We start from the raw sequence: 17,457 nt of genomic DNA on the forward strand, positions 1-17,457 counted from the left end.
CTCTTCTGTAAGCCGATTTTATTACATATCCATTGCTCTCACGATTTAATTTTACCATATCAGGTCGCATAAACGGCACATATGTTCTATTATTTCGGATGAGAATCGACCATATAACCAAAATAGCTGCCCGCCCGCACCCCTATGGATGCAGCAGGACAGCTATCAGCGTTATCAAAAATATGATTGCCCACTAAAGTGTGATATTCGTCTATAATTCCATCCTTCGGATTACTTCACCAGCTCAAACGAGGACAGCGCACGCGTAAGCGCGGCTTGCTGCATGTCCGTTGCATTGGCATCATTCAACGTCGTCGTAATCGTGTACACGATATCTCCGTTTTCAAAGACAATCTCCTGAGTTGTAAAGCCAACGCCGTTCTTCACCTGATGCACCTTGAACGACACGGCAGGCACACCGGCAAACGTAATGTTATCCACGCCAAGCAATTTCAACGTCGTCCCTGAGGCCGTGCTGGCTTCATTATAATAACGTTTCAGGTTGCTGACGATGAATTCTGCGGAGGTATCCTTCTGAGCATTAATTTCAAACCCGCCCCCGGCAAATCCATATTCCACCGTTCCCTGCTCGAATTGATCATTCAGCGGTTCCCAGTACTTTGGAATATCGATATGGTAGCGGTACGTTTCGGAGTTCTTGCTTCTCATCTTGGTTTTATCGGTAAGATAGCCTTCATCGCCAATGCGGCCGAAGTTCTCCGGTACCACATCATAATCAATCTCGATCGAATCCAGCACCTTCTTCCAGTTGGAAGCCGTCCGTTCCTGGCCATCCGGTACCGCATACTCCAGATAATAACGGTAGCCGTTCTTCTGGATCATCACTTCATATTCCGTCACCCATTTATCTCCGAAGTTGTACCGTACTTCTTGAATCTGCCCTTTGACGCCCGATATCTCCACAGGCGTAAGTCCGACGTATTCGTATGAATCTTGAACGAAGGATTCCGACAGCCAGTCTTTAAGCCGCTGCCCCCAAGCTGTGAGCGTGCCATCAACCCCTGCCCCAGCGGATGTCACCGAGACGGACAGATAACCTTGCCCTTCGCTGCCGTATAGCATATCCTTGTTGTTGATTTCCCAACCTGCAGGAATGCCAAACCATATGCCGTATTCTTCATTTCCTGCTTCGCGGAGCCCACCTACGATGGAAGAGACGTCTTTTAATGTTTTGTCTCCAGCCTGATAGGTCGTTCTAAATGAACCCAGCAAGCTCGCGTGCTTGTCCATATCCTTATAGTGAACCGCTTCTGCATCGGCAAAATACAGCTCATAGACGCGATCATTGGCATAGTACTGCCGACCTTCCCACAAGACGCCGTCGATATCGCGGGAGATTACTCTGGCATACGGCAGAACTCCGCTTGCAACCGTCTCTTGGTGAAGCACAACATCTCCAGAATCGCTCAGTTCTTTCAGGAGCCGTTCTAACAAATCGTCAGGACTCAGCTTTACTTTCTGGGAGGAGGCATGAACCTCAAGATAGTAGCGGCCCGTAGCATCGTTAAAAGCAGCACCGCTCTCGTCGTCCGTTCCTCTCCCAACGATCATCCAAGAAGGATAATTCATACTCCATTCATAATAACTATTTCCGATTCGGGTCTTCCCGGTCGTATTGTTGATCTCGCCCTCGTCATGCTTCTCTTCCTTATCCGTAACCATGAGGCTGATGGATAGCTTGCCTTGGGAGGAGCTTACCTTGGCGCCAATCCCCGCGGCAACCGGACGCAGCGGTACCATCAGCGTTCCGGACACCATCGCCGGTTCTACCGGCAGCTGTACTTTTTTCCCGTCAATCCATGCGGTCTTGTTGCCGATAACGAGCACAATCGTATGCGGTCCTTGCAGCAGTCGAACCCGGTTCTCGCCCTCCAGCTTGATCTCGCTGCCAAACGCTTTTTTAAACACGCCCAGCGGCACCATCAAAACGCCCTGCTTCTGCTGTGGCTTGGCAATCGTATACGAGGTGCCATTGACCGAAGCTGTGCTGCTTCCGCTTTGCACGGTCAGTATACGCTTCTCCGGCACAACGTCATCACCCCATACGGGAAGTGACAACGACGTGAATAGCATCAAAGCCGATAAGGTTCCGGCTGTCATCTGCCGTAAACGTCGGCTTGACTCCGTTCTTTCTCTCTTCACCATGACTCAGCCTCCTCAACGCTTGACGAAGCAGCTCGATTACCATCCTGGCTGAGCGTCAGTTTTACATTTACAATATCTCCATCCCGCTGCATCAGCAGCTGAACCTGCTGGCCTGGGATGAAGGGCTTTAACCGTTCGTTGATATCAACGACGGAATAGATGCGCTTTCCGTTAATGGCGTATAACACATCATCCTCTTGGATTCCGGCTTTCCGGGCTTGCTCGGACAGCACCTTCGTAACGGTCAATGGGTCATCTGAAGGCAGACCCACGATGGCGGACCAGCTTTCTTCCAGTTCCAACCCGAGACCGGCTCTTCGAACCTCGCCGTATTCCAATAAATGATCCACAATATAATGGACCGTTTCCGCAGGAATGGAAAAGCCCATATTTTCAATGCCGACAGCGGCAAACTTCTTGCTGTTGATGCCAATGACCTCGCCTTTCAGATTGACGAGCGGCCCTCCGCTGTTGCCCGGGTTAATTGCAGTATCGGTTTGAATCAGGCGATAAGAGCCGTCTACGCTCCGGTTTAAGCCGCTTACCACACCCACGGATGCCGAGTTTCGTAACGAGAAGGAGATTGGCGTACCTATGGCAACCACCGTTTCTCCAACCAGCGCATTTTGCGCGGATGCGGCAAATTTGGCCGGCTTCAGAGACTTGGCGTTAATTTTGACCAACGCAATATCACTCATGGGATCGCTGTATACACCCTTGGCTTTATAGGATTTGCCGTCTGACGTCACGACTGTGATTCCGGTTAGCCCGTCCACCACATGAGCGTTAGTAACGATCCACCCGTCTGCCTTCCAGATCACTCCCGTACCGTGCGCCAGGTTGTATCTGTCATCCACTTCGCTGGTTCCTTGTGGTGCCTTTCCGATAATGCCAACAACCGATGGCGACATCCGGCTGATAACCTGAGGCACCGCACTTTGTTCATATGTATTCTTGGACTTAGCGCTTGCTGCAGCCGCTATGTCTGTATGCATAATCGCATCGCTGCTTCCTGCCAGCATGATGGCCCCTAACAGTGCAACCGCCGACCGTTTTTGCCATTGTAAATTCTTCAATTCGCTTGTTCCTCCCCCGGTTCCATCCTCTACCCAACCTGTACTCCTCAATTTATCATGTTTTTCCATTTGCAGCCATTGCTTCTAGACCTATTTCTTTTACGTTTTTCCTGCGGACCTTGTAGCTTTTCCCCGAAGAAACAAAAAGACGCCTTCACACTGCGAACAGTAGACGGGCGTCTTGTTTGTATGTATTTCATTACATTCGTCAAATGAAGCCGCTTTAAATAAGGTGCCTAGGCCAACCTAATTGTTAAACCATCCTGTAATCATGGCATAGTCAGAGTACAAGAACACAAATAAGCTGACGAGACCGAAAGCGATTGCGAATTTATTTTTTTGGCGGGCCATCAACAAGCGAACCACACCAACAAAGATCAGAATCGTAAACAGGATCATGAAAATATCAAATGTCTTAAATGTCGCACTCGCATCCGATGCTGCTGCAAGGATCATGAAACGTACCTCCTCGTGGGTTTCTTCTCGGGCAAATTTACATATCTTCTTCTATGTTATCCATGTGCCCGTCCAGATGCAAGCCCTCCGCCCCTAAAAATGAAAAAAAGTCATAAAAATTTCTCATTTTTAACCAAATTTTCAGATGTTAGCATGACTTTCATCACGGCAGAGGCTAGATCAAGTTTGCGTTATGGAGTAAGACATAGGCTGCTTCGTATATCCAAGTGACTCCCGAACAGGGATCGAGAAACCTTCACTCCTGTTCCTCATACTCCTCAGAAAACAATTTCTGCTCTTTTGCCGGTTCCTCCTCTAAGTCTTCACTTGGCAATGCCACAGAGGGATCTGTGATCGTAATCCGATCCTCAGGGTCCTTCTTGACATCCAGCGCAACTTCACTGGACGGTTCACTGCTTACATTCAATTTGTTCACAGCAACCACATGGATCGTATACCGGCCGGACGGACCTGCCAACATATTGCGGTTCGGAATAAGATAGGAACGGCTCACTACAGGTTCATCATTCAAACGATACAGTACTCCGTCAGGTCCTATGTAATATACATGATAATTTATGCCTTCCTGCGTATCTGTCCAGGTTAAACCAATGGATTCATCTTCCTCATTTAGGTTGGCCTGAAGACCGGATATTTTATTCGGGCGGCTCGAAACTTCATTAGAATAGCTACTCTTGCCGAAGCTGTTCACAGCCTCGACCACATAGTAGACGGTCTCCTGAAAACGCACATCGGATGTTAGGTAGGCGCCTGAATTCACATTCGCTCCGTCAGCAAATAATGTATAACCCGTTCCGGACTTCTCGCTGTAATAGATATTGTAGGTTTCACCTGGCTGCTTCGTCCAGGTTAATTGAACCTGACCCTTCACATATTGGAACTTCAGATCCATCGGAGCAGTTGGTATCGTTGTCGGCGATCCCGACTGAGATGCTAGGGACTCTGTCCCCCCATGGGGCTGTACTGATCCGGTAACGGCAGGAGTTGTCGATGATGGTCCCGATGATGAGGTTACGATACCATGGATTACCGGGTGCGGACTTCCTGGTGGTGTTTCTACCTCACCCTCGGCTATATCCAAGTTGATTTGCTCCACGGCTTTCAACCACTTCGCTGTAACCGAAGCCGCTTCTTCCTGAGTAACGATACCCTTGGGATTCAAAGCATCGGCTGTGGATTCCTGAAAGAGACCTAACTCCATGGCCAGTACGACAGCCTCCTTAGCATAATGGCTGAAGGAGCCTTCATGTAACTCCAGCTGCGTGGCTTCCCCGTCCGTGGTTTCCTTGTCGGTAACCCCTTGCAGAGCTCTTTGATACAGCACGGCCATATCTTGACGTGTCAGCGGTAGTCCAACTCCAAATCTTCCGTTCCCTACCCCCTTCACAAGCCCTGCATGAACCGCAGCTTCGATTGCGGAGAAAGCATAGTGATCGTTAGGTACATCCTTGAAGGTAGCGGCTCCTGGAAGTTCACCTGTGCCCAGATTCAAAGCATTGACGATTAATATGACAAAATCCTGCCTGCTGATGGCCGCTTTCGGCTGGATATCCCTACCACCGTCACCGGGATGGAGTCCTCCTTCGGTTAACCGGATGGCTTCCTGCGCATTAAAGCCCATCATATCTGAAACGGGTACACCAGCACTTGCTTGAACGTTATCGGATGAGTTTATGTATAAAGCACTTGCTGCCAGAGCTATTAGAACGGAACAGGCGATTCTCTTCATACAATTCCTCCATTTTGTCGCAATTATCAAGATCATACCATATCCTGGAATGCGAAGATATTGGAGGATGATATGAAAATAAAAAAAAGAGCCCCATTAATACATGGGGACTCCATTATGACGCTAACCTGTTCAATCTGCTGAAATATGAAATGCAATAAGCTGTGGGCTGCACAGCTCACTTCCAGCATGGAACAGATTCGAAGCTATTAACGTGCCGCTTCCACCTTGTTCAATTCCTTGGTTCGCTTCGTATCACGTTCCAGGATGGGTTTTAGGTACTTCCCTGTATAAGACTCGGGCACCTTCACCAAATCCTCAGGCGTTCCGGTAGCGATGATGGTACCACCGCCGCTGCCGCCCTCCGGACCCAGGTCAATCAGATAGTCCGCTGTCTTAATGACATCGAGATTGTGCTCGATGACAAGGACGGACTCCCCGGAATCCACCAGGCGGTGAAGCACAACGAGCAGACGGTCGATATCGTCCACATGCAGGCCGGTAGTCGGTTCATCCAGAATATACATCGTTTTGCCTGTGCTGCGGCGATACAGCTCGGAAGCCAGCTTCACGCGCTGGGCTTCACCACCGGACAACGTGGTGGCAGGCTGGCCTAAAGTAATATAACCCAGACCGACATCCATCAGCGTCTGCATCTTCCGGTGAATCTTCGGAATGTTCTGGAAGAAATCCGTCGCATTCTCAACGGTCATCTCCAGTACTTCAGCGATGTTCTTGCCTTTATATTTGACTTCGAGCGTTTCGCGGTTGTAGCGTTTGCCCTTACACACTTCGCAAGGCACGTAGATATCCGGCAGGAAGTGCATCTCAATCTTGATAATACCGTCCCCGCGGCAAGCCTCGCAGCGGCCACCCTTCACGTTGAAGCTGAAGCGGCCCTTCTTGTAACCGCGAATCTTCGCTTCATTCGTCTGGGAATAGATATCCCGGATATCGTCGAAGACGCCTGTGTAGGTCGCCGGGTTGGAGCGAGGCGTACGGCCAATCGGAGACTGGTCGATGTCAATGACCTTCTCGATATGCTCCAAACCTTTCATCTCGCGGTATTGCCCCGGACGTACCTTGGCTCTGTTCAAGTCACGAGCAAGTGTCTTGTAGAGGATTTCGTTGACCAGTGTCGACTTGCCTGACCCGGACACACCGGTTACCGCCGTAAAGACGCCAATCGGAATTTTCACGTTAATATTCTTCAGATTGTTCTCTTTCGCGCCTTTAATCTCAAGCCAGCGTCCATCGGTCTTGCGCCGCTTGCTGTTGACCGGAATGAACTTTCGGCCGCTCAGGTACTGGCCCGTCAGAGAGTTAGGGTCGTTCATAATCTCCTTCGGGGTTCCCTCCGCGATGACTTGGCCGCCATGAATACCAGCGCCAGGACCAATATCGATGATATAGTCCGCAGCCATCATGGTGTCCTCGTCATGCTCGACCACAATCAGCGTATTGCCCAGATCCCGCATATGCTCCAGCGTCGAGATCAGGCGGTCATTATCTCGTTGATGCAGCCCGATGCTGGGCTCGTCCAGAATGTACAGCACGCCCATCAAGCTTGATCCGATCTGCGTGGCTAACCGGATCCGCTGCGCTTCCCCACCGGACAGGGTTCCCGCCGAACGACTGAGATTCAGGTAATCCAGACCCACATTGACAAGGAAGCCCAAACGACTGTGAATCTCCTTCAGAATGAGATTTGCGATCTGTTGTTCTTTCTCGCTAAGCTCCAGATGATCGAAGAATTTCAGGGACTCTCCGATCGACAGGCTAGTGACATAGGCCATGTTGCGGTCATTGACCGTAACGGCCAGGCTTTCCTTTCGGAGACGATGACCTTTACACACATCGCATGGCTTGCTGCTCATATAACCTTCGATGTATTCGCGAATACCCTCGGAATTGGTATCGCGGTAGCGACGTTCCAGGTTCGGAATGATGCCCTCGAAGGTTACATACGCTTCCTTGCGCTGACCGAAGTCATTCTCATAACGGAAGTGAACCTTCTCATTGCCCGTACCGTACAACAGTTTATTCATCTGTTCTTGGCTAAAAGTACTGACCGGCTTGTCCAGCGGAATGCCGAAATGCGCGCAGACCGATTTCAGAAACTGCGGATAATAAGTGGATGTGCCCCCGCTCCATGCGGCAAAGGCACCTTCCTCCACGCTTTTGCTCGTATCCGGTATAAGCAGCTCCGGATCCACAATCATCTCGACGCCCAAGCCGTCACAATCGGGACAAGCACCGAAAGGGGTATTGAAGGAGAACATTCTCGGCGTCAGCTCTTCCATACTGAAACCGCAGATCGGGCAAGCAAAGTTGGAGCTGAACCGCAGCTCCTCCTGACCCATAATATCGACCAGAAGCTGACCGCCTGACAGGTTCAGCGCCGTCTCGATCGAATCGGCCAGACGTGCCTCGATATCTTCCTTAACCACGATCCGGTCAACAACCACCTCGATCGTATGCTTTTTATTCTTCTCGAGTTCGATGCTTTCCGACAGATCGCGCAGCTCTCCATCGACACGCACCCGAACGAAGCCCTGCTTCGCTATATCGGCGAACAGGCTCTTATGCTCGCCCTTGCGTCCGGAAATGACCGGCGCGAGGATTTGCAGTCTCGTCTTCTCGGGATACTGCATGATGCGATCTACCATTTGCTCGACCGTCTGGGAGGTAATCTCCACGCCATGCTCCGGACAGTGTGGGTGTCCGATCCGGGCGAACAAGAGACGCAAATAATCATAGATTTCCGTGACGGTACCTACCGTAGAGCGGGGGTTGCGACTCGTGGTTTTCTGGTCAATCGATATCGCCGGCGAGAGGCCTTCAATGGAATCGACATCCGGTTTCTCCATCTGTCCGAGGAACTGGCGTGCATAAGCGGACAAGGATTCCACGTAACGGCGCTGACCCTCGGCATAAATCGTATCGAATGCGAGAGAGGATTTGCCAGAGCCGCTAAGCCCCGTAAGAACGACGAACTTGTCACGCGGTATCGTGACGTCGATATTTTTCAGATTGTGTGCACGAGCGCCTTTGATCACAATATTTTCAATGGCCAAACGATATCATCTCCTACTCCATATGGCATGCATGTGGTGCTTATATTTTCACAAAGAGAACGACCGCATAGGCCGTCCCCCCTGTCATTCGTATCTCCAACATTTATTCGGCTTGCAGCTCCAGCAGCGCATCACGAAGCTCTGCCGCACGCTCGAATTGCAAATTCTTGGCCGCTTCCTTCATCTCGGATTCCAGACGCTGGATCAGATTCTGACGCTCTTTCTTCGACATCTTCTGTCCTTCTCCCACCAGATAATCTGCTTTGCCCTCTGCAACCTTCGTTGCTTCGATGACATCGCGGATCTTCTTGCGGATCGTCTGCGGCGTAACGCCGTGCTCCTCATTATAAGCGATCTGGATACTGCGACGACGTTCGGTTTCCTTAATCGCCCGATCCATGGAGTCTGTGATCTTATCACCATACATGATCACTTTACCTTCCGAATTCCGGGCAGCCCGGCCAATCGTCTGGATAAGGGCGCGGTCAGAACGGAGGAAACCTTCCTTATCCGCATCCAGAATCGCAACCAAGGAAACCTCCGGCAGGTCAAGCCCTTCCCGTAGAAGGTTAATACCCACCAGCACGTGGAATGTACCAAGCCGCAGATCCCGTAGAATCTGCATCCGTTCCAGCGTCTTGATATCGGAGTGCATGTAACGAACCTTGATACCGATTTCCTTCAGATAATCGGTCAGATCCTCTGACATTTTCTTCGTCAGGGTCGTCACGAGCACACGCTCGTCACGTTCCACCCGGTCATGAATCTCGCTAATCAGGTCATCGATCTGCCCTTCTGTCGGGCGCACATCAATGATCGGATCTAATAGCCCCGTCGGCCGGATGATCTGTTCGACCATTGTATCACAGTGCTCCATCTCATACGGACCCGGCGTGGCCGATACGTAGATGATCTGGTTGACTTTCTCCTCGAATTCCTCGAACTTCAGCGGCCGGTTATCCAGCGCGGACGGCAGGCGGAAGCCGTGATCAACCAGCACCGTTTTCCGTGCCCGGTCACCGTTGTACATCGCGCGGATTTGCGGGAGCGTAACGTGCGATTCATCAATGACAAACAGCATATCGTCCGGGAAATAGTCAAGGAGCGTATATGGCGTAGCACCAGGCTCTCTGAAGGTCAGAGGGCCTGAGTAGTTCTCGATGCCGGAGCAGAATCCGACTTCTTTCATCATCTCGATGTCGTAACGGGTACGCTGCTCGAGGCGCTGCGCTTCCAGCAGCTTGCCTTCCGAGCGCAGCAGTTCAAGGCGTTCTTCCAATTCGCGTTCGATGTTTACGATTGCTACCCGCATCGTCTCTTCACGGGTAACGAAGTGAGACGCCGGAAAGATGGCGATATGCTCGCGTTCCCCCACCAGTTCGCCCGTTAAGACGTCGATCTCCGTGATCCGCTCGATCTCGTCGCCGAACAGCTCGACGCGAACGGCATGCTCCCCCTTCGAGGCAGGGAATATCTCGATCACATCCCCACGGACGCGGAACGTACCGCGAACGAAGTTGATATCGTTCCGCTGGTACTGGATATCAACCAGCCTCGACAAAATCTCATTGCGCGGCTTCTCCATGCCCACCCTGAGCGAAAGCAGCAATTCTCCGTACTCATGCGGCGAACCCAAGCCATATATGCAAGATACGCTCGCCACAATGATGACATCGCGCCGTTCGAACAGCGAACTCGTTGCAGAGTGGCGGAGCTTATCAATCTCTTCATTAATGCTGGAGTCCTTCTCGATATACGTATCGGAGGAAGGGATATAAGCTTCCGGCTGATAGTAATCGTAATAACTCACGAAATAATCAACCGAGTTATTCGGAAAGAATTCCTTAAACTCGCTGGCCAGCTGTGCAGCCAGCGTCTTGTTATGCGCAATGACGAGTGTGGGACGGTTTACCTTGGCGATTGTCTGCGCGATCGTAAACGTCTTACCCGTTCCTGTTGCACCTAGCAGCGTCTGATGTTTTTTCCCTTGGCGGAGTCCTTCGACCAACGCATCAATAGCCGTGGGCTGATCGCCCTGCGGCTGGAATTCAGACTGGATCTCAAAGGATTTGGTACTGACAACTAAATCGCTCATTGCCCTTCATCACCCTCATACTCTAAAATGAAATTCATGCTAAAAGATATGTCGAAACTTCCCGATGATATACTATGGGAAATTAGTGGTGTCTACGTAAAGAATAAGAATATTTGTTCCCGTCTCATTATACCCTTTACGTTTTTTTGATGCAAATAGTTTAATGAAAATTTCAATAAGTTCCAGCGCAAATGTTCCGTGCTTCAACTTGTATCAACTTGTATGACCCCACAGCCTTCATATTCCATGTCGGACTAGCTTCAAGCGAACCCATGATCTTCAATTAACTTCCTTAAGGAGATGATACAGCGTTATGGATATTACAATTATTCTCGGCATTCTCGCCGGTCTGGCCGCGTTGATCGGAGGGTTTTTATGGGAAGGCGGGCATCTGAGCGGCCTGCTGCAAGGAGCGGCTGCGCTTATCGTATTCGGCGGCACCATCGCCGCCGTCATCGTCAGCTTCCCGGCCACCCGGCTCCGCACCATCCCCGCTGCGCTCAAGCTGGCCTTCGGCCGCAGCAACCGTTCAACGGACGAACTGATTGACGCCATTGTTGATATGTCGGTTACGGCCAGAAGAGACGGAGTGCTGGCGCTCGAGCGTATCTCCGCCGATCACGAGGATCCGTTCTTGCGGGAAGGCATGCAGATGGTCGTCGACGGCAACGATCCGGAGATGGTGCGCCAAATCCTGGAGCTCGATATCAATGCCGCCGAGCAGAAGCACGAAGGGTATGCCAAGATTTTCGAGTCCGCCGGGGGATATGCTCCTACCATGGGGATCATCGGTACCGTCATGGGATTGATCCACGTGCTGGGCAGTCTGCAAGACCCAACCGATCTCGGACCTTCGATCGCGGTCGCGTTCACCGCCACTTTATACGGCGTCGCAAGTGCCAATATTATCTTTTTGCCCATTGCGTCCAAGATTAAAGCACGTTCCGAAGAAGAAATTGCAAATATGGAGCTGCTGCTCGAAGGAATTATGGCTGTTCAGAACGGAGAGCACCCGCTGTTAGTTCGTAAAAAGCTAGCCTCCTTCGCTTCCGCTGGCACCACGGACATTCCGTCCTCAAGGGGGATTGTGCATGAGACAGCCGAATAGACGGCGCCGTCATCGCAAGCAGGCCGAAGGCGAACAGCGCGACCGCTGGATGATCACCTATGCCGACCTGATTACGCTGCTCCTGATCTTTTTTGTTGTAATGTATGCCATGAGCCGGCTCGATACGGAAAAATACAAACTTGTCACCCAATCTCTGCAAGCCACCTTCCAGAGCGGAGACAGCATCCTGGAGATGGGTTCGGGCCTTACCGGCACAGCCGATACGGAGAACCATAAGAATCCTCCACCGCAGCCTGCCGCCATTGAGGAAGAAGAGGATAAAGATGCAGGTTCAGAACCGCTAACTGAACGGGAGCTGGCTTTCCGTGCCCAGGAGGAAGAGCTGGCGAACTTTATGGGGCTTATTCAGCAATACGTGAAAGACAACCAGCTCGAAGAGGATATCTTTATCGCGGACGAGCCGCAAGGGATTGCCATTACGTTAAGCGACCGCTTTCTGTTCGATGTCGGCAAGGCCGAGCTTAAACCCGGGGCCGCTCCCGTTCTGGGCAAATTGGCAAGCCTGTTCGGTGATTTAAACACCACCGTGAGCATCGAGGGGCATACGGACAATGTGCCAATCGGACGCTATTCCAGCTACAAGGACAACTGGGAGCTTTCCGGTGCCCGGGCGATGTCGGTACTGCGGTTCTTCCTTGAGAGCAGCAAGCTGGATCCGGAAGGCTTCCAGTATGCAGGTTATGCCGATACGAGGCCAGCCGCGGATAATGCGACTGCTGAAGGCAGGCAGAAGAACCGGCGGGTTGAAATTACGGTGTTACGACAGCTTAAGGAGTAGGAAGATAGCCTCCATGCGGCTCAACCCACTCCACGCCTTGACTTAGAAGAAAATGCCACCCCATCGTCGCCAATATGAAATAAGCGCCCGGTAGACTGAATCCATGCATTCAGATCTGACCGGGCGCTTTCGTTTTAAAAAAATGATTCGATTACTAACAACGTTCCTGAGAGATATTAGGTTTCCAACATACTTGTTAAGCTAAGCGCCTTGCCCTGCCCCGCGCTCGCTTGGCCGCAGGACAGCGGAACCGACGGCCAGCAGAATGACCGCCATCAGACTGAGGATGGCTAGCGGCAGTGCGATATCGGATAACGTGCCGCCTGTAGCCACGATCTCCACCGCCTCAATGGCCCATTTTTGTGGTATGAAGTTGGCGATCTTCTGCATGAATTCCGGCATGATAGCGAGCGGCCAGAAACACCCGCCCAGCATGCAGGTCGGCGTGACGATCATGGAATTGATCATAGCCGCATTTTGCCCGTTCCGGATCAACCCAGCAACCGTACTTGCCAGCCCTAACGATACCATCATAAAGGCCATCAGAATAAGGAAATGCAGCAGTAACGGAATTCCGTAATCGTAACGGAGCACATACCGGCTGAGCGCGAGCACGATGATCACCTGCAACGAGCCGACCACCAAGCTGCCCAGAAAATTACCTAAAGCGATCTGATAGGCACGCACCGGTGCAGTGTACATGCGAGACAGCGTTCGCTGTCTGCGGTCATCGATCATCATCGACACAACGCTGGAGATGAGGGTCATCATGAACATCAGGGTAAAGCCTGTTACGTTCGAGAGTCCCGGCTTGGCGTACAGATTCAAATCCGTGACCTCAGTATTCACCCGATTCAGCGCGGATTGCTTGAGCACTTCTTGCAGCATCAACATGCGGTCAACAGCCGGCTCCGAGGTTTCCCGAATCAAAGCAGCCGTGCCGCTCAGACGCGTAACCGCAGAGTCCGCCGTCATTCGTATCATCACCGAAGCTTCCGAAGTTGAAGCCTCATATACCTGAACCGTCGGCCACTGTCCTTCAATCAATCCGTCGCTGAAGCCCTCCGGTATATAAACGCCTACCATGCTTTTATTCTCCACCAGGTCTTCTCTCAACATGTTCTCGGATTCGAACTCCTTGAGTACGTATTGGCCGCTGCGCTCCAGCTCGTTCATCAGATACTGGCCTGCCGGGCCCTCATCCTCATTCACATAAGAGACTAGAATGCTCGCAGCCGAGGTCTGCCCCAAGAAAAACACCGTCAAGGTAACAACCACGCAAGGAACCAGCAGGAAGACGATCCAGCCTCTTTTGCGCCCCAGTGTGCGTCTTACCATATGCCAGGCTATGGTTAAGCTATGCATGGTATCCCACCTTTCTGTACGTAATCATAGCTGCAGCCGACAGGGCCGCGGTAATAGCCGCTAGCATACCCAGACAAGTGAGAATCAATTGCACGTCGCTGTTCAGCATCATCCGCAGCATGCTCTGCATGGCCCAATGATTGACGGTGAAGGAAGCGATCTTTTGGAAAAATTCCACGGGAAGCGGCATGAATCCCCCGCTGACAAATGTCATGGCGATAATGATCGCCTGCATCAGCCCCCTGGCTCCTGCCGCCGTTGAGGAGACTAGGGTTATAAACGTGGCAATGGTCATGGACGATAGCGTGATTAAAACGCAGACCATGATGAGCAGCAAAGGGTGAGGCCCCCATTTCACGCCGTACAGCCACATGGAACCCAGCACAATGGCTGCTGCCTGTACAAGCGTAATCAGACTGCAGCCGATAATCTTACCGGCAAATACAGTTCCGGGTGTGACCGGTGCGCTTTGCAGGCGATACAGGGTCCGGCTTTCCCGCTCTCCCAGCAGACTGCTGCTTGCCATCTGACCGGAATACAAAAGAAACATGATCAGCATGGAGGCTGCGTAATATTGGGCTGCTGAATACGTGGCTCCTTTCTCGCTTAGTTTCCCGATCGTTACGTTCGGTCCGGACGAGGTTTCAACAGGTGCTGCCGTTTGAGCCGCAAGAACTTTATCTCCGCCCATAACGATAACCTCCGCCTGTTTGTGATTGACATCCGCGATAAAGGTCTTGAAGATGGTGTCTGCTACCAGGTTGAGATTACGGTCTCTTCCGGGCAACAATTCAAGCTTCACGTCCGCTCCCTGGCCCATTCGTTCATCAAAGGAAGCGGGAATTATCACCGCATAATCCACCTCGCCCCTGCGCAGCTTTCCTTCAACCTCTTCACGGCTGGATGCCATCTCTTGAACCAGAATGTCCTGTATCTCCGGTGAGCCGGTTAGAGCCTGAACACTCCCCGGCAGCTGGCCTCCGTCCACAGCATTCACTACAAATCCCACTCTGACCGATGGCTGTTTAAACTCCTGATCGTTGCCAAACCAACCCGAGAGTGCATTTCCCAATATAAAAATAAGGAGGAGCGGCAGCAAAAACTGGTTAATCAGCACCGATCGGCTGGTAGCCATCCGCTTTAGCTCAAACCAGGCAATAATCATCGTATTCATCTTCGGGTATTCCTCCTTCATGAATTCCTCTGCACATGTCCCTTATGATCAATCACGCAGCGTCCGCCCGGTCAGACTGAGAAACAGCGTTTCAAGCCCCGGTTCCTCGCACTCCAGGGAGCGAAGCGTCGTATGCTGTTTACTGCAGATGAACAGAATATCCTGCAGCTCATCCTGAGCCGACGGTACATAGACCTCAATCTGGTTATCATTCTGCGTGACGCGTCGAACGCGCGGGTGAATGGTCAACTCCTCCACCAATTCCGGTGTGATCCCATCAGCCGTAAGTATGATTTTTTCCTCATGCGCCAGGCGTGCCCGAAGCTCCTGCTGCGTCCCGCAGGCGATAACATGACCTTGATCCATAATCGCCACCCGATCACTGATCGCAGCAACTTCCTCCATATAATGACTCGTATAAATTACGGTAGATCCCATGCGGTTCAACGTCTTCACGGATTCCAGGATATGATTTCGGGACTGCGGATCAATCCCTACCGTAGGCTCATCCATAATGATCAGCTTCGGACGGTGCGTGATCGAGCATGCAATATTCAGCCTTCGTTTCATCCCTCCGGAGAAGGTGGACGGCTTTTCCTTCGCCCGATCCTGCAAGCCGACAAACTCCAGCGCCTCTTGCACCCGTTCCTTCAACTGGTGGCCTCGCAGCCCGTACAATTTTGCAAAAAAAACGACATTATCCCAAGCCGACATCTCTTCGTACAGAGCCAGATCCTGCGGCACCAACCCGATTCTCCGCTTCACTTCCAGCGGTTGCTCATCAATCGAGATACCGTCCACCTTAATGCTGCCCTGATCCTTGGAAAGAAGGCCACAGATCATACTGATAGACGTGCTTTTGCCGGCCCCGTTCGGTCCTAGAAGTCCAAAGATTTCCCCTTCGTTCACTTCCAGGTTCATATGATCCACCGACAGCTTGTTTCCATATCTTTTCACGACATCCTTCATCTGCAGAAAGACCGCCATATTCACCATCTCCATTTCTCATATCTCTCGTAACCATTTGTTGATTTCATTCTACCTGGAATATCCGAATTATTAAGGTAGAAGAAGTCACCTTATAGGGTGACGAAAGTCATCTCCTTACCAAAAACATCCTTGTGATATAATGAAGCCAATCGTTTGAACGTTTTGATTTCACTATGGAAAAGGGTCTGATCGCACGTGACATCCCCACTCACCTATCTAAGGTATGGATTAATTCTTCTTCCGGCCGCCGCAGACATCTTTTTGCAGCAGCTCGATGATTACGGGGAATATATGGTGTACATATTGCTGTTTCTGGCGATTACGGTGCTAAGCCGCTTTTTGCCATCGCCTGCTTATCTGAAGGCAGCCGCTCTGCTGGAAATTCCACTATCTCTGTGGCTATGCCATCAATACGGCTTCATGATGGTGTTCCTGTCCATCTCCACCCTATGCGTCTATTTGCCCTTATTGCAGCGGCCAGGCAGGCTATGTCTGGCGCTCGGTCACCTTCTGTTGCTCAACATGGCCATAACCGATTACGATGCCCTGCTGCTGACGACAGCCAATCTTCTGTTTCTGTTCATGGCAGTAACGTTCAACCACATCCATGAAATGCATCAGAAGCAAGTGGATCATATTCAGTTATACGACGAGCTGAAAAGGCTGCATTTCCAACAGGATGAAGCAGGCAGACAATTGCTGCAATTTGCCCATCAGGTAGAGAGCGCAGCGCAGGCCGAGGAGCGTAACCGCATCTCCCGCCAGCTGCATGACGATATCGGCCACCGCCTGATTCGCATAAAAATGATGATGGAAGCAGCTCTCCATATCGTGCCTCAAGATTCCGGCCGCGGCATGGATATGCTCCATCAAATCCGTGACCAGCTGGGAGAGAGCATGGAGCAGATGCGATCGGCCGTAAAACAAATGAACCCGGTCCGGCGGATTACGGACGACTATTCCCTGGATCGGCTCCTGGAAGAGACCGGCCGGGAGACCGGGATCGAGACCGACCTTATATTGCAGGGCATCCCCTATCCGCTCTATCCCAGTCAACAGGTGGTGCTGTACAAAAATGCCCGTGAAGCTATCACGAACGCCATCCGCCATGGCGAGGCTAAACGAATCCAAATCATCCTGCATTACGGAGATCAGGACGTCCGGATGGAGGTTTCCAACGATGGCACCGTCCAGGAGCCGGCTGGCCACGAAGCTGCACCAGACCGTCAGGGTATCGGAATGAGCAGCATGCTCGAACGAACCCAAGTGGTGGGTGGGACGCTTGAGGTACGGAGAACCGTACCTTTTACTGTCATCACCCGGCTGCCTGTCTACCAGAAGCGTGAGATTATGTAATTTAACAAGACAAGACGCAGTATCTTATTTTATAGAAAAGGTCGT

12 protein-coding genes are annotated in these 17,457 nt (G+C 51.5%); 3 read left to right on the forward strand and 9 right to left on the reverse strand.

Translation table 11 applies throughout. From position 1 onward, the window contains the following. Window positions 1–231 precede the first annotated feature (231 nt). The 6 genes from ACOZB4_RS15160 to uvrB form a co-directional block, all read right to left on the reverse strand. Window positions 232–2,166: a copper amine oxidase N-terminal domain-containing protein gene (locus ACOZB4_RS15160; RefSeq protein WP_379414361.1), complete on the reverse strand. Its 1,935-nt coding sequence runs from the start codon at window positions 2,164–2,166 to the stop codon at window positions 232–234. Next, window positions 2,160–3,242 carry a S1C family serine protease gene (locus ACOZB4_RS15165; protein WP_379414362.1) on the reverse strand — a complete coding sequence of 361 codons (1,083 nt, stop codon included), beginning with the start codon at window positions 3,240–3,242 and terminating at the stop codon, window positions 2,160–2,162. The genes ACOZB4_RS15160 and ACOZB4_RS15165 overlap by 7 nt, the downstream gene beginning before the upstream one ends. Window positions 3,243–3,488: 246 nt before the next feature. Then, window positions 3,489–3,698, reverse strand: a complete 210-nt coding sequence (locus tag ACOZB4_RS15170; RefSeq protein WP_071219760.1) for a hypothetical protein — start codon at window positions 3,696–3,698, stop codon at window positions 3,489–3,491. 256 nt (window positions 3,699–3,954) lie between these two features. Next, on the reverse strand, window positions 3,955–5,448 hold the full coding sequence (locus tag ACOZB4_RS15175; RefSeq protein ID WP_379414363.1) for an S-layer homology domain-containing protein: 1,494 nt from the start codon (window positions 5,446–5,448) through the stop codon (window positions 3,955–3,957). A gap of 209 nt (window positions 5,449–5,657) precedes the next feature. Then, window positions 5,658–8,525, reverse strand: coding sequence for an excinuclease ABC subunit UvrA (uvrA, locus tag ACOZB4_RS15180; protein ID WP_379414364.1), 2,868 nt, complete (start codon window positions 8,523–8,525; stop codon window positions 5,658–5,660). Window positions 8,526–8,628: 103 nt separating this feature from the next. Beyond that, window positions 8,629–10,620 (reverse strand): excinuclease ABC subunit UvrB, encoded by a 1,992-nt coding sequence (gene uvrB / locus ACOZB4_RS15185; protein WP_098749165.1) that lies wholly within the window; start codon window positions 10,618–10,620, stop codon window positions 8,629–8,631. A gap of 313 nt (window positions 10,621–10,933) precedes the next feature. Between uvrB and ACOZB4_RS15190 the strand changes: the two genes are divergently transcribed. Continuing rightward, window positions 10,934–11,728 carry a flagellar motor protein gene (locus tag ACOZB4_RS15190; protein ID WP_379414365.1) on the forward strand — a complete coding sequence of 265 codons (795 nt, stop codon included), beginning with the start codon at window positions 10,934–10,936 and terminating at the stop codon, window positions 11,726–11,728. Further along, window positions 11,712–12,527, forward strand: a complete 816-nt coding sequence (locus ACOZB4_RS15195; protein ID WP_379414366.1) for a flagellar motor protein MotB — start codon at window positions 11,712–11,714, stop codon at window positions 12,525–12,527. The genes ACOZB4_RS15190 and ACOZB4_RS15195 overlap by 17 nt, the downstream gene beginning before the upstream one ends. Window positions 12,528–12,728: 201 nt before the next feature. On the opposite strand, the gene ACOZB4_RS15200 is transcribed toward ACOZB4_RS15195, so the two are convergent. Genes ACOZB4_RS15200 through ACOZB4_RS15210 form a run of 3 tightly spaced genes read right to left on the reverse strand, consistent with a single transcriptional unit; the run spans window position 12,729 to window position 16,062 of the window. After that, window positions 12,729–13,892 (reverse strand): ABC transporter permease, encoded by a 1,164-nt coding sequence (locus ACOZB4_RS15200; protein WP_379414367.1) that lies wholly within the window; start codon window positions 13,890–13,892, stop codon window positions 12,729–12,731. Continuing rightward, the gene (locus tag ACOZB4_RS15205) at window positions 13,885–15,066 is read right to left on the reverse strand and encodes an ABC transporter permease (RefSeq protein WP_379414368.1); all 1,182 of its coding nucleotides are present in this window, start codon (window positions 15,064–15,066) and stop codon (window positions 13,885–13,887) included. The genes ACOZB4_RS15200 and ACOZB4_RS15205 overlap by 8 nt, the downstream gene beginning before the upstream one ends. A 48-nt stretch (window positions 15,067–15,114) precedes the next feature. Then, window positions 15,115–16,062, reverse strand: a complete 948-nt coding sequence (locus tag ACOZB4_RS15210; protein ID WP_379414401.1) for an ABC transporter ATP-binding protein — start codon at window positions 16,060–16,062, stop codon at window positions 15,115–15,117. Between the two features lie 189 nt (window positions 16,063–16,251). Here ACOZB4_RS15210 and ACOZB4_RS15215 point away from each other — a divergent pair, with 189 nt between their 5' ends. Continuing rightward, window positions 16,252–17,412: a sensor histidine kinase gene (locus ACOZB4_RS15215; protein WP_379414369.1), complete on the forward strand. Its 1,161-nt coding sequence runs from the start codon at window positions 16,252–16,254 to the stop codon at window positions 17,410–17,412. Window positions 17,413–17,457: the final 45 nt, after the last annotated feature.

This window comes from Paenibacillus sp. NPDC058898 (assembly GCF_049316025.1).
Lineage (GTDB): Bacteria > Bacillota > Bacilli > Paenibacillales > Paenibacillaceae > Paenibacillus_AQ.

Bases quoted from the DNA above. Each gene is read 5' to 3' on its own strand.
- ACOZB4_RS15160 (WP_379414361.1), bottom strand. From the start codon at position 2,166: ATGGTGAAGAGAGAAAGAACGGAGTCAAGCCGACGTTTACGGCAGATG.
- ACOZB4_RS15170 (WP_071219760.1), bottom strand. From the start codon at position 3,698: ATGATCCTTGCAGCAGCATCGGATGCGAGTGCGACATTTAAGACATTT.
- ACOZB4_RS15175 (WP_379414363.1), bottom strand. From the start codon at position 5,448: ATGAAGAGAATCGCCTGTTCCGTTCTAATAGCTCTGGCAGCAAGTGCT.
- uvrB (WP_098749165.1), bottom strand. From the start codon at position 10,620: ATGAGCGATTTAGTTGTCAGTACCAAATCCTTTGAGATCCAGTCTGAA.
- ACOZB4_RS15190 (WP_379414365.1), top strand. From the start codon at position 10,934: ATGGATATTACAATTATTCTCGGCATTCTCGCCGGTCTGGCCGCGTTG.
- ACOZB4_RS15195 (WP_379414366.1), top strand. From the start codon at position 11,712: ATGAGACAGCCGAATAGACGGCGCCGTCATCGCAAGCAGGCCGAAGGC.
- ACOZB4_RS15200 (WP_379414367.1), bottom strand. From the start codon at position 13,892: ATGCATAGCTTAACCATAGCCTGGCATATGGTAAGACGCACACTGGGG.
- ACOZB4_RS15205 (WP_379414368.1), bottom strand. From the start codon at position 15,066: ATGAATACGATGATTATTGCCTGGTTTGAGCTAAAGCGGATGGCTACC.
- ACOZB4_RS15210 (WP_379414401.1), bottom strand. From the start codon at position 16,062: ATGGTGAATATGGCGGTCTTTCTGCAGATGAAGGATGTCGTGAAAAGA.